General features: G+C 59.2%; 12 protein-coding genes and 2 pseudogenes. 9 read left to right on the top strand and 5 right to left on the bottom strand.

All coding sequences use genetic code 11. From position 1 onward, the window contains the following. The first annotated feature begins 8 nt into the window (after positions 1–8). From ACM0PB_RS14640 to ACM0PB_RS14665, 6 genes and pseudogenes are all read left to right on the top strand, one after another. The gene (locus ACM0PB_RS14640) at positions 9–956 is read left to right on the top strand and encodes an MBL fold metallo-hydrolase (RefSeq protein WP_414604410.1); all 948 of its coding nucleotides are present in this window, start codon (positions 9–11) and stop codon (positions 954–956) included. An 82-nt stretch (positions 957–1,038) separates the two neighbouring features. Further along, the gene (locus tag ACM0PB_RS14645) at positions 1,039–1,935 is read left to right on the top strand and encodes a patatin-like phospholipase family protein (RefSeq protein WP_414604411.1); all 897 of its coding nucleotides are present in this window, start codon (positions 1,039–1,041) and stop codon (positions 1,933–1,935) included. A 64-nt stretch (positions 1,936–1,999) separates the two neighbouring features. Continuing rightward, a complete protein-coding gene (locus ACM0PB_RS14650; protein WP_414604412.1) occupies positions 2,000–2,305 on the top strand; it encodes a tautomerase family protein in 306 nt (101 codons plus the stop codon). A gap of 36 nt (positions 2,306–2,341) precedes the next feature. After that, positions 2,342–2,782: a DsrE family protein gene (locus ACM0PB_RS14655; RefSeq protein WP_414604413.1), complete on the top strand. Its 441-nt coding sequence runs from the start codon at positions 2,342–2,344 to the stop codon at positions 2,780–2,782. Positions 2,783–3,063: 281 nt separating this feature from the next. Next, positions 3,064–3,165, top strand: a pseudogene (locus ACM0PB_RS14660) (transposase); the annotation flags it as partial. Positions 3,166–3,241: 76 nt separating this feature from the next. Beyond that, positions 3,242–3,688, top strand: coding sequence for a chromate transporter (locus tag ACM0PB_RS14665; protein ID WP_495495129.1), 447 nt, complete (start codon positions 3,242–3,244; stop codon positions 3,686–3,688). Here the strand turns inward: ACM0PB_RS14665 and ACM0PB_RS14670 are convergent. Next, positions 3,626–4,057: pseudogene (locus ACM0PB_RS14670) on the bottom strand (chloride channel protein); the annotation flags it as partial. The gene ACM0PB_RS14665 and the pseudogene ACM0PB_RS14670 sit on opposite strands and share 63 nt — an antisense overlap. Positions 4,058–4,471: 414 nt before the next feature. On the opposite strand from ACM0PB_RS14670, the gene ACM0PB_RS14675 reads away from it, so the two are divergent. Together ACM0PB_RS14675 and ACM0PB_RS14680 are read left to right on the top strand one after the other, a co-directional pair. Then, a complete protein-coding gene (locus ACM0PB_RS14675; protein ID WP_414604414.1) occupies positions 4,472–4,756 on the top strand; it encodes a YuaX family protein in 285 nt (94 codons plus the stop codon). Beyond that, positions 4,753–5,652, top strand: coding sequence for a TIR domain-containing protein (locus tag ACM0PB_RS14680; RefSeq protein WP_282262349.1), 900 nt, complete (start codon positions 4,753–4,755; stop codon positions 5,650–5,652). The genes ACM0PB_RS14675 and ACM0PB_RS14680 overlap by 4 nt, the downstream gene beginning before the upstream one ends. A gap of 65 nt (positions 5,653–5,717) precedes the next feature. Here ACM0PB_RS14680 and ACM0PB_RS14685 read toward each other — a convergent pair whose 3' ends face one another. The 3 genes from ACM0PB_RS14685 to ACM0PB_RS14695 form a co-directional block, all read right to left on the bottom strand. Then, positions 5,718–7,652, bottom strand: coding sequence for a UvrD-helicase domain-containing protein (locus ACM0PB_RS14685; protein ID WP_414604415.1), 1,935 nt, complete (start codon positions 7,650–7,652; stop codon positions 5,718–5,720). Then, positions 7,649–9,688 (bottom strand): ATP-dependent nuclease, encoded by a 2,040-nt coding sequence (locus tag ACM0PB_RS14690; protein WP_414604416.1) that lies wholly within the window; start codon positions 9,686–9,688, stop codon positions 7,649–7,651. Before ACM0PB_RS14690 ends, ACM0PB_RS14685 begins: the two co-directional genes overlap by 4 nt. An 86-nt stretch (positions 9,689–9,774) precedes the next feature. After that, complete coding sequence (locus tag ACM0PB_RS14695) at positions 9,775–10,863, bottom strand: site-specific integrase (protein WP_414604417.1); 1,089 nt, start codon at positions 10,861–10,863, stop codon at positions 9,775–9,777. A 103-nt stretch (positions 10,864–10,966) separates the two neighbouring features. On the opposite strand from ACM0PB_RS14695, the gene ACM0PB_RS14700 reads away from it, so the two are divergent. Then, positions 10,967–11,887 (top strand): DNA-binding protein, encoded by a 921-nt coding sequence (locus ACM0PB_RS14700; RefSeq protein WP_414604418.1) that lies wholly within the window; start codon positions 10,967–10,969, stop codon positions 11,885–11,887. 33 nt (positions 11,888–11,920) lie between these two features. Here ACM0PB_RS14700 and relB read toward each other — a convergent pair whose 3' ends face one another. Then, complete coding sequence (relB, locus tag ACM0PB_RS14705) at positions 11,921–12,115, bottom strand: type II toxin-antitoxin system RelB family antitoxin (protein WP_331600968.1); 195 nt, start codon at positions 12,113–12,115, stop codon at positions 11,921–11,923. Positions 12,116–12,267: the final 152 nt, after the last annotated feature.

Consider the following 12,267-nt stretch of genomic DNA (forward strand, 5'->3'; position numbering starts at 1 on the left):
GAACCTCCATGAACACCCATCACCGACTGCCACGCCACCTTGCGTGTGCCTCCCAGATCCTGCTTCTGATCGCCACTGTGCTTGCTCCCGGACTGTCCCTGGCCCAGGAAAGTCCTGTCATCAAGATCAATGCCGAAGCTGAGAAGGCGGAGATCAAAGTGATCCCGTTGAGGGGCAACGTATACCTCCTGGAAGGCTCGGGAGGCAACATCGGTGCACTGGCAGGACAAGACACCAAGTTTCTGGTCGACGCAGGAATTTCCGTTTCCAAGGACAAGCTAACCCGCGCACTACAAGGGTTGGGCCCAGGAAGGATCAGTCATGTCGTCAACACCCACTGGCATTGGGACCACGCCGACGGCAACCCGTGGCTGCCCGGGAACGAAGTTGTGGTCGTCGCCCACCCCAACACCGCGCGTTACCTGGCTCAAACTGAGCGAGTGGATGACTGGAACTACACGTTCAAACCACTCGCGGCATCTGGCCAACCAAAGGACCTCGTTGATCATCACAAGTCGTACAAGCTGGGCGGGGAAGGCATCGAGGTGGTGGCGCTGCCGCCTTCCCACACCGATGGCGACCTGTACATCTACTTCAAGAAGGCGGATGTACTCTTCCTAGGTGACACGTTCTGGAATGGGGTGTACCCCTTCATTGACAATGAGCATGGCGGCAGCATCGACGGGATGATTCGTGCCGTGGATGTCGGCCTCAAGGTCGCCGGGCCCAACACGATCATCGTTCCAGGCCACGGACCGGCGGGCAACAAGCAGGACCTTGTCGCCTTCAGATCGATGCTACAGACGATTCGTGACAACGTCTCCGCACTGAAGGCGTCGGGCAAGAGCGAGAAAGACGCGATCGCCGCAAAGCCCACTGCCGCCTACGACGCCAAGTGGGGCAACTTCGTCATCAACCCGGATTTTTTCGTGCACCTGGTCTATAGCGGACTTTGAGCTTTGGATACGGCTAGGCGACCAGGGAGGCTGCTGTGGCGGGCAGCCTCCATCGCTCGATGTATTAAGGAGGGAGATCGGCATGGACGTAGCGGAGACATGGCCTGAACCGGTGACCGCGTTCGTCCTCGCCGGTGGCGGCAGCCTTGGCGCTGTCGAAGTCGGCATGCTTCTGGCCCTCATGGAGTGGGGTGAACGGCCAGCTTTTCTGGTGGGAGCCTCGGCCGGCGCCATCAATGCGGTGCTCTTTGCCGCGCAGCCCACCTTGGACGGCGTTCTTCGGATGGCATCGAACTGGCAGGGGGTACGTCGTCGCGACGTATTTCCAATGAAGCTCAGTGGCGTGGTCTCCTGCATCTTCGGGGGTAGCGGCCATTTGGTCAGTTCCGAAGGATTGCGGCAGCTGCTGGGACGGCACCTGCCATACTCACGCCTGGAGGACGCCTTGCTCCCGGTTCATGTGGTTGCGACCGATGTAGTGTCCGGACGTGAAGTCGTTCTCTCCCGAGGTAGCGCGATCGATGCGGTGCTCGCTAGCACTGCGATCCCAGGCGTGTTCTCACCGGTGATGATCGATGGACATCTCCTTGTAGACGGCGGCCTATCCAACAACGCCCCCATTTCTGTCGCGGTCGCCAAGGGTGCCAAGCGCGTGATCGTCCTGCCGACCGGATTCGCGTGTGCGAGAAGGGCGGGCGCGGAAGGCGTGGTGCCCAGAGCCATGCATGCAATCAGCATGCTGATTGCATCGCAACTCTTACGTGATGCCGAGCATTGGTATAACAGTCACATCGAACTGAGGATCGTACCGAGCATCTGTCCACTCAAAACATCACCGTACGATTTCACCGAAACAAGCGAACTGATCAGCCGGGCTCACTTGTCCACACAGGTTTGGCTGGAGCGCGGTGGGCTCGAAGTTGCAGCGATACCCAAGCAGCTCGGTCTCCACCACCATTTTTCATCAGCCTCGCACTGAGCCAACGACGCGCCTCCGATCCCGGGCTAGCCGAGGCATTCCCTACGCATCGAGGTCTAGAACAATGCCTTTCGTCAACATAAAACTGGTAGATGGCGTTTTTACACCGGAGCAGAAGCATGACATGGCCCGTCAGATCACCGACGTCATGGTGCGCTGTGAAGGCTCTGAAGCTTTCCGCGAGGTTGTCTGGGTGCTGATTGAAGAACTTCACACCGATGGCTGGCACATCGGGGGGCGACCCTTTGAAGGACCCAAATCGCTGATGGAGACGCTGCAGCGGTCGAAGCATTTGTTCGAGATGATCGACGGCCACCCTTCCACGCGCCCCGAGTTTGCAGCCAAGATGCCGCCCAAGAAAGCGGACTGATCGAACCCTGACACACTGCCGTCCATGAGGTGATTTATGTCTGCTCAGAATCCAGTCCTGAACATCGATATTCCGGTTGTGCTTTCCGAAGTAAAAAGCGTCTTCAGTGTCGCGGCCCTCTCATTCGAGGGGGACTTACCCGCCTCCCTGTTCCACCTTGGCTTGATCATGGATGACATATCCGCCTGGAAGGCAAAGTCGTCGGTGATCGTTGTATTCCATACCAATGCCGGTCACGTGACCTTGGCGGATACCATCTACAACGCTGATCGGAACATCAGCACCGGCAATCCGTACAAGGGGCTGGTCCAGGAGCTGATGGCTCGCGGCGTGGCCGTTGAGCTGTGCGGGGCAACAGCCCAAGTCCATGGCTGGGGCAACGGTGACATCTTGCCGGGCATCAAGATCAATACCGACGCCATGGCGAGAACGACCCAGCTCGTGCAGGAAGGCTACGTCAAGATCTCCGAGTACTAAGCTAGTCGTAAGACTCGCAGCTCAAGGTAAGCGCCGCGGGCGAGCGCCTGTCGTTCGCGCCCGTCCGCCGGTCGGTGTGAATCTCTGCCATTGATGACCCCGTGGAGCACGAGATAAGGGGCAGCTTCCAACCCAAAGTGGACAACGATAGTTGACTCCAAAGCATAGATGAGTGCTGGATCCGTCTTTCCGCCAGCGGAGCATAACCCACATCCAATTGGACCGGCCAGGATTTCGTAGACATCTCAGAGCCATAATCAATGGAAGCGAGAGAGGTGTCTATGGCGAGCAAGCAGTACACGGATGAGTTCAAGGCCGAAGCGGTCAAGCAGGTTACCCAAAGGGGCTTTGCAGTAGCCGAGGTTACCAAGCGGCTGGGGGTATGATCCCACAGCCTTTACCAATGGCTCAGCGGCTCCGTGCATCGGCAGGAAAGTAGCGCTTGCCCAGTCGCAGGGCGTGCTGCCGTTGCTGCAGAACGCGGTCGTCCAGAGCGGCACCGTGAGCACGGCGGATATCCTCGCCGGGTACGGCGCGGCGCAGGCGGTGCCGGGCCCTCTCTTCTCCTTTGCGGCATACCTGGGGGCCATGGCCGAGGGGCCGCTGGGTGGCTGGGCAGGAGGCCTTGCGCTGTTGGTGGTCATCTGCCTGCCAGCCGTTCTCGTGCTCGCAGGGGTGCTGCCGTTCTGGGATGCCCTGCGCCACCGCAGGGACCTGCAGGCGTCGATTGCAGGCGTCAATGCCGGGGTCGTCGGGATCCTGCTGGCGGGGTTGTACGACCCGGTGTGGACGAGCGCGATCCATGACCGATGGGATGTCGCGATGGCACTGGTTGCGTTCGGGCTACTGGTCGTCGCGCGAGCTCCGCCGGTCCTGGTCGTGCTGCTGGCTGCTATGGCCGGTTAGGTGGTGGCGCGGCAGCGCCGCCAGGTCGGACAGACGCGGCTCGGCAGCGTGCAGTTCCAACGTTCGCTTTCCATGCGCCAAGCGTTGCGCGCTGTAGATGCCGGTGTGGCCTGAGAACAGATAGGCGATGACGCATGCGATCGCCGCCAGCGGTCCCATCTCCACTCCAAACAGCTCCACGGCCATCAGGGTAGTTGCAATAGGGGTGTTGGCAGCTCCGGCAAACACCGCGACAAATCCGATGCCGGCCATGAAGGCAAACGGAAGATGCACCAAGTGAGCCAACGCATTGCCCAAGGTGGCGCCGATGTAGAAGAGCGGGGTGACTTCGCCGCCCTTGAACCCTGATGCCAGCGAGACGACGGTGAATCGCCATCTCCGACTCGCATGATAAGTCCCGATCAAGCTCCCCCCAGTAGCAGCCTGGGCCACCGCATCACACATGGTGTGTATGTTCAGCTGCGTAGACACCATCAGACAGGGCTCGGACGTCCTGATTCCATTCGGCAGCCTGACGTATGCTTGGCGGGGCAGGGGATTAGGAAGATTTATCGCGGGTAGAGGAGGGCAACTACCATTCAACTTTAGATCCCCCTGTGAGGAGCACACTATTGGTCGCTTCGCAGAGCAGCTGAGGCACTCGTGCCCAGGCAACCTCGCGGGCTGTCCAGCCGGTCATGACCACCCGGCCCCATCCCCGGCCGCCATCATACGTGTCATATCTCAGCAGGTGCGACTTGGATGCTATAAGGTTGGAGGAACTCATCCGTCAGGTTTTTTTCAATGATCAATATCTCCGGGCTGGACGCATTGACCCATCAGTTAGATCAGGCCCAAAAAGCCTTTGAAGAGTTGGATGGCGAACTCGGAGTGGTTAATTTCGACCCCAATGATCCGGCCAGTATTGAGGCGGCGATCCAGGAGGTCGAAATACTGGTCGATACCAAGGCGCGCCCCTGGGCGGACAACCCTCTCGTATCGCAATTGGTTGAAGGGATGAAGGAGCAGTACCGGCAAGCGATCATCGATCGAGCAGCTGCTGCGCGGTTGGAGGCCGAAGGTAAATGACCGCTGTCAACCTATTTGAGCAGATTAATGCTGCCGTTCTGGATTTGCAGGCTTCAGAGCCCCAAAGCTATGAGCGACCGCTACGACGTTTGGGCCAGCTACTCGTCCATCCAGATCTTGAGACGGCCAACCGTTTGCTTACAGAGGGATTGGATCTGCAGGCGTTTCTTGTTGAGAGCGAAAATACCGGCGGGGGCATGTCAGGAAGCCACCGTCTGGTTTGGCCGGATAACCCAACTGAGCAACTGGGGATGATGCTGCTGGTGGTGCAGGATTTGGCTTCCCGCCCGGACCACGCGCTGAGTTTCTGCCATCAGTATTTCTACTCGGGGCGCTCCATCGTTGCTGGCATCCACTCAATGACACGTCAGCTGCTTATTCCGTTCGTGAGGGACTACAAGACTTACGTGCTCAGCCAGGGTCGCGTTGAGATCAAGGTCATCGCCCAAAAATCTAACCGGGTTTTTATCGTCCATGGTCACGACGGCGAAGCAAGGGAGGCTGTAGCCCGCTTCCTGACGCGCGCGGGCCTGGATCCAATAATTCTCCATGAACAAGCCAATCGCGGCCGCACCATCATCGAAAAAGTCGAGGCTAACAGTGACGTGGGGTTCGCAGTAGTACTGCTGACTCCAGACGACGAAGGGCGAGCGCTGGGAGCGGACAAGTTGGAGGCGCGTGCCCGCCAGAACGTACTTCTTGAGCTTGGCTACTTCATTGCCCGTCTGGGGCGGGAGAACGTGTGCACGCTTAAACGCGGCGCCCTAGAGATACCGAGCGATTTCGCCGGCGTAGTCTGGTCGACTATGGACGCAAATGGCGCATGGAAGCAGGAGTTGGCCAAAGAGTTGGCAGCCGCAGAATACGAGATCGATTGGAATGTTGTGATGCGATAATCGCGGCGGCTTGCTCGATTGCAATCACTGTTGCGAGTGCCACTGTGCGGAGGAGGATCGCATCGTCATCCTAGGTTCTCCACTCGCCACCCGTTGTCGATTAGAGTTTTTCGATCTTCCGCGTTAAGGCGCTCACTGTTGACGGCAAGGCAGAGAAACCGCGTGGGCCGGGAGAACCCGACGTAGGCATGGCGCATCTGGGAGGGGAGGGTCTTGAGTGGCTTGCCCTTGACCGTCTTGCGCCCGGTCTGGCGCGCGATTGCTTCGACCACGTCGAATCGCTTTGAGTAGCGTCCGATTGATTCGAGATAAAGCGTGGCGAGCTGCGTCTCCCCCTTTGTATTGCCCACGGTATCCACGGTGACATTGACAGAGCGTCCGCTCGCTTCGACGGTACAGGTTCGCAGAAGGCTCTTTGAGACTGATGCATCATCATCTCCTTTTGGATCGGCAAACACCGGGAGAACGGTGAAGTCCTCGAGGGTCGTTCCCGGCATGAAAGGAGAGAGTTCCCGATAAAGCCGTCGTATAGTCTCGACACGCAATATTTCAGTGGACCCCGAGTCTTTGTTCATGACGACATCCCGCATGGCACGTCGCAGGGGGCGGAGGTCTACCTGCAGCTCCCTCATAGCGCGAAAAAGGCGCCAGGGCTCGCGGACATCGTCTGCGATGGGCGCTTTGGCTTCACGTAGCGCAAGAAGCACGATGCGCCGCATATTCTCAGAACGGCCGGCAAGTTCGACCGGCATATGTCCCATACCCGCATGTTCCGCCAGAAGGCGCCAGGCACTTGTCGCCTTCGGGGCGGCGGTATTGGCGTGCATGGCGAGCGGCGGCCAGAAGTCACCGATGTGCCGTCCGGGCGCCTCTTTCGACTCGCCGCCTCGGCGCGCGCATATGGCACGGATGTGGCCTCCGTTGGTGATACTCTCGTCGTCTAAAGCGTCCAACACCAGCTCACCGAAACGGGGAATGACACGATCCAGCGTTTGCGCTGTATAGACCAGCAATGTTAGAGGTGCAGCGAGGTCGGGACCCTTTCCAATCACAGCAGCGCCTTTCTCTTGAACTTTAGAAACAAGACTGGCTATAGTCTGGCCAAAGCGCCGACTAGTGCTCATGGGTAGTTGAGGTTCCTCTGGAAACGGAGCCTGATTCTCATCCTCACCTTCGTCGTCACTGAAGAAGATGCGCTGATTGATGTCGCCAAAGCGCTGGATCACTGAGCCCCCTTCAAATGCCTTGGCCAAGAGAGCCTTCTGACTGGCTGAGGTGTCTTGCATCTCATCAATCATGACTAAAGGGAAGCGTCTCGCGAGGAGTTGTGCGAGCCTTGGCGCGACAGCGATAGCACGCTCCGCGAACGCGAACATGTCAATGTGGCGAAAGACACCTTCTACTGCTAGGTCCTTCTTAATCTTGCGAAGATGTCTCCCTGATGGGCTGGCAGGTGAGGGGAAGTTCTTGCCGGAGACAATCTCAAGGTCCGGTCCGAGAAAGCGCATCTGGCCTATCAGCTCGTTACCGTTTGACTGGTAGTCCGCCCAAGCCCTTGTCGTACCATTTGCTCGAGCACGACTTTGGGCCAGTTTTGCAAAAACTTCATCATCAATTACGTCAATAGTGCCGCCGTCGCTTCTCAACCGGGGCAGGCTGAGGAACTGGTTCACAAAGCCGTGGATGGTGCCGATAAAGTGCGGGTAAGCCAGCAGTCGGACGCCCTCTGATGTGCTCGCAAGGCGGCGGCGGATTTCGTTCGCTGCGGTGTTGGTGTGGCTGATGACACAGATTCCATGACGATCCGAAGCCCACTTGCGGCTAAGCAAGTAGAGCTTCGCCGCAAGAATCGTCGTTTTACCGCTACCGGGCGCAGCCTGGATGTCAACGCTTCCACTGGCCAGAAGCACTGCCCGGCATTCGGGGTCAGTGAAGTCGAGTTTTGGGAACGCAATGATGAGGCTTTCGAGGTCTTCTTCTGCAATGAGGGGAATCGTCATTTTCCGCCTTTCCTCCCATCTGACATGAGGTGGCGGATGGCCCGCTGCAGGTAAGGCGGGAGCGACTTGAGTAGGTCTTCGCCCTGTCCATAGGCGCCGCTCTCTAGTAGAGCTGCAGCGTACTGAGCTGCGACCGCCTTCGACGCCTGCTTCTTGTACAAGGGCCTGTATATTTCGCTCGCCAGTGCCGCCTGTGTGAGGCCCTGTGCACATAACTTCTTCCAGGCTTCTCTACGGGCCGCCTTGACCCCTGCTACGCTTTCGACTGGAAGAAAGCCTCCATGTTTCTTGGCGGCCGCCGCAAGGCCGATGGCCATGTGCATCAGTTCGCCGCAACCCGAATATGCGAGGTCATACTCCAGAGTCCAGTGTTCAGACACGCATACGATGGTGTTGCCGCCGGCGGCGCGCTTTTCCTTGTCTTCGCGACGGGCCACGAGTTCGTCGGCGGCATAATCGGAGAAGAATCGGCTCTGCGGCTTGCGCTTCTTCTTACAGTCCTCGCCCCCGCGCCCGGCGTCGCTTTGCTCCGCCTCATCGACTTCGTCTTCGTCGGGTGGTGCTTGGTCGCCGGCAGACCCCGTATTTCCTGCGCCCCTAATCGGCACATACCCCTTAGCCTCGTCTGGAACCACATCAAAGTCGGTAATGCATGCAACCGGAACGGGAACCTCGGTGTCGTCCTTACGCTGGAGGATGCGTGCATAGTGGTACAGCCCGACGTCGCCGACATTGACGACCGACACGCCATGCTTTGCGAGGTCAAAACCACATGTCTTAGCAAGGGCGGGTAGCAGGAGCGCTTCTCCGGGACCCTCCACGATGGCAACACCACGCGCAAAGAAGAGGTTAGCTCGTGTTGATTCGAGAAAGCGGCGAAGGTAGGCGTAGTCAGATTGCTCAAGTCTAGTAGTATCCTCGTCAAGCCGGAACGTCTTGCCTTTGACCACAAGAGTCATGGCTTGAACTGGCGCACCCGCAACGAGCGAAGGACTGTGTGTGGTCATCACCACCTGCAAGGCGCCAGTCGCATCACTTGCCGTTTCGGCCAAGAGCGCCATCACGCGGTCCTGGAGCTGGGGGTGCAGGTGTGCCTCTGGTTCTTCTATGAGGAGCAGGGCGAGCTCTTCACTTCCTTTCAGCAACACCATTTCGGTCGCCATGAATAAAACGTTGTTGTAGCCAAGTCCGCGCGGACAGCGCACGTTAGCGTGCACGTCGCCGGTGGGCTCGAGTGTCAGTTCGAAGCGCTCGAGGATGGGATTGAGGGCGAGTTCCGTGGCCAGCCGTATGCGTGCGGCGAGAGTGTCACCGGCAAATGCGAACTTGTCGAGGTAGTGTGTATTGATGCTCTCTTCGACTGCTTGGATGACCGCGTGGTTGCCCATGTGGTGCTGTGCATGGGCCATCAGTCCCACTAGGGTCTTAGGCAATTCATCGAGTTTTTCCTTGTCAAAATCGTTGTGCTTTTGGTCCTGAGTGGCGGGATGGGCGGCAAGAATTTGGGATAGTCGAGAGGCGCGCCCCGGGCGCATTTCGTTCTCTGCGTCACGAAGTGGGCGGAGGTAGGTGGTCCGGACCATTTCTCGAGCAGCCGCGCCAAGCTCCGGGCCCGTGCCGTCGGCGCCGCAGCGCACTTCGGTTTCGATGCGCGCGCGACGCTTCGGCGGATTGCCAGCTATCCACCTAGCGTGGAGCGTAAGGTATAGCGTACTAGTGCCGTCCTCCTCATAGGTCAGCCACTCGAGTAGGGCAGACTCCTGGTCCTCATCCAGTCCCTTGAGAGTTGCAGAAATCGTCAGTTCTGTGGCACGCGAGGCCCCGAAGACATGGAAGTCCTGCTCCTGCAGTCGGGTTGCTTCGAAGCTTGTGGTCCAGAGCACATGGCGGATGGCGTCAACAATGGCGCTCTTTCCGGCATCATTTTCTCCCACGAGTATGTTGAGCGTCGGACTAAGCGTCCAGTCCAGCTTGGGCGCAGTCTTGCCGTCACCGAAAATGCGAAAGTTGACGGCATTGATTGAATGAAGGTGCACGGCTCATCCCTGTGGTGTGCGGATTTACCGAGGATAGCGCGACTGACAGAGGTTGAGGCTACTGCGCCCAATTCTCTCTCCGATCTCTAGGTATCTTCCAAAAGCCGTGCAGCCGGATTGGCTGTCGTTCCACCTGTTTGAAAATACCCCACCACACTCGACACAGACCGGTGCTCGGTAAGCTGCATGATCGCGGGAAGTGCCACCCCTTGGCGGCTTGCCTCAGTCACGAACCCTGACCTGAGACTATGTCCACCAAAATCCCCCTCCAGTCCGGCCAGTCGCGCCCGCCGCTGTACGATCTCGCCTACAGCGGCCGGAGACAGAGCAGGGCCGACGCGCCGCTTCCACAGCCGTCGGAAAATCGCCCCTTCGCTGATCCCGGCTGCGTCCAGCCAGTCCTGCAGGGCGAGGGCGGCCCGATCGAGCACCGGCTTATCCGGTGTCGACGTGGCCGTGACGCCGGCTTGCTGCGTCTTGCTGTGCTCCAGCCGGTAGATATAGCCCGCCTCGCCAATCCGACGCAGGTCGCGAAGATCGGCGGCGGCGATCTCGCTGCGCCGGCGCCCGCCACTGTTAAAGCCGAAGCAGAGTAGGGCGCGATCCCGAATTCCTTCCAGGCTATCGTCGCAGGTGGCCAATATGGCCTCCAGCTCGGCCAGGGTGATCGCAGTCTTCTTGCGTGGGCGCTCGCCGCGCTTGACCGCGGCCCGCGCCGCGCGACTGAGCACGGTGCGGATTACCGGCTGCTCGCAGGGATTGGTCACTTGCTTGAGTCGGTGCGCGGTGGACAGCACGGCAACGCGATGGCGCACTGTGGCCAAGGTCCAGGGGCCAAGTTTGGCCTTAAGGCCGGCGGTCACCAAGGCTTGGTCGACGGCTGGTGGCAGTTCCCATGCCAATTCGCCGTCGGTTGAGCGGCGCTGTACGTGATCGACCACGAACTGCAGCACGGTGGCTTCGGGTACCGGTAAAGCCAGCTCGATGTCGTAGCGCGCCGCATGCCAGCCCGCCCAGTACCGCAGGGCGCTGGTGTAGCTGCGGGTGGTGTTCTCGGCCGCAGCTTCGGCCAGCAGCTCGCGGACCGCATCGGCAGCCTGTTGGGCCAGCTGTTCGGGCAGTGCCAGAGAGGTGGCCGTCGCGGCGGACACGGGAATTGTAGAAATATCTTTCATAATATGTAATGTACGCTACGCAAAGAAGACCGTACCCGCGATAATCATCACTTATCACGAGTACGTTATCAGCAGAGTAGGGTGCCAGTACAGGAGACTTCGCATGGCCCGCGGCATCACCGAAACTGACGTCCATACCGCTGCCGACGAGTTGGTCGCCAAGGGCGAGCGTCCAACCGTTGAGCGAATCCGGACTCACTTGGGGACCGGCTCTCCGAACACAGTCACTCGATGGCTAGAGACGTGGTGGAACCGACTCGGCACGCGCCTGCAGCCACGGCGTCCTGACTTTGACGACGCACCAGCGCTGTTGGCGGAACTGGCCGGACAATGGTGGGAGCTGGCGCTGAAGCACGCCAGGGAGGTGGCCCTTCGAGAGTTCGCAGAGTCTGAGCAGTCACTGGCCACCCAGCGTGATGCGCTGGATGCCAGGTCACAGGTTGTGGCGGACGAACTGAGTCAAATGCGCTCAGAGCGCGCCGCCGCTATGGCCGGCGAACGTGTTGCTACTACGCAAGCTGCAGAACTGGAGCGATTGGTCGACCAGCTACGCCTGCAGATCTCGGAGCTCACGGATCAGCGGGATCTCGGGCTTAGGAGAGCCGATCGAGCTGAGGCAGCAAGACAGCAGCTTGATGCCCGGCTTCATGAAGCGCAGGAAACGGCGAAATCTGAGCGCGAGGACTGGACCGAGTACGTCAGATCTGTCGAGAATCGAACGCTCAGCGACGTGGATCGATCTCGGCAGGAGGCGAAAGATCTTCAGGCTCAACTCAACAATCAGGCCAAAGCCCAAAGGGCAATTGAGGAGCAGCTACGTAAGGAGCTGCATGCTGCCCAATCTGCAGCCATCTCGGCCGGTCAAGCTGCTGATGTTCTCCGGGGTAGATGCGAGGCACTTGAGAAGCAACTCAGTAGTCTGCGAGAGCTTCCGGCGCAGCTGGAGGCAGCTTTTAAACGGAACACACCGAAGGATGCGACCCCGAGGTTGCGCGCACGGCGGCAGAGCCCGAAGTCGAAGTGAGCGTAAGCGCCCAGGGGTTCGCGAAGAGGTGCATCAATCTTCTGCAGCTTTCCGACACATCCTGGCTGCATCGATTGTCGCTCGCACTCGCGCCACCACTTGATCGTGAGGAATCGCCGGTCGCGTATCGGCAATGGCGCGTTCGACTTTCGCTCGCAGCCACTTGGCGTAGCTGTCAGCGGTCTCGGCTGACTCAGGTTCGGGACTGCTGTAATCGGGCGTGACCATGTACAGAGCGTACTCCAATACCACGTCGCCACGGGCTATCGCTGTGACAGCGCGGCGCTATGACTAACTTGATTGACACGAATTAGGGCCAAATTTGGAGCAGTTTTGGACCTAGTCGTTGTCACTGACCGGCTCGAGGCCTTTAAAAATTC

The sequence above is a fragment of the Stenotrophomonas sp. AR029 genome (genome assembly GCF_047520695.2).
Taxonomy (GTDB): Bacteria; Pseudomonadota; Gammaproteobacteria; order Xanthomonadales; family Xanthomonadaceae; genus Stenotrophomonas; species Stenotrophomonas sepilia.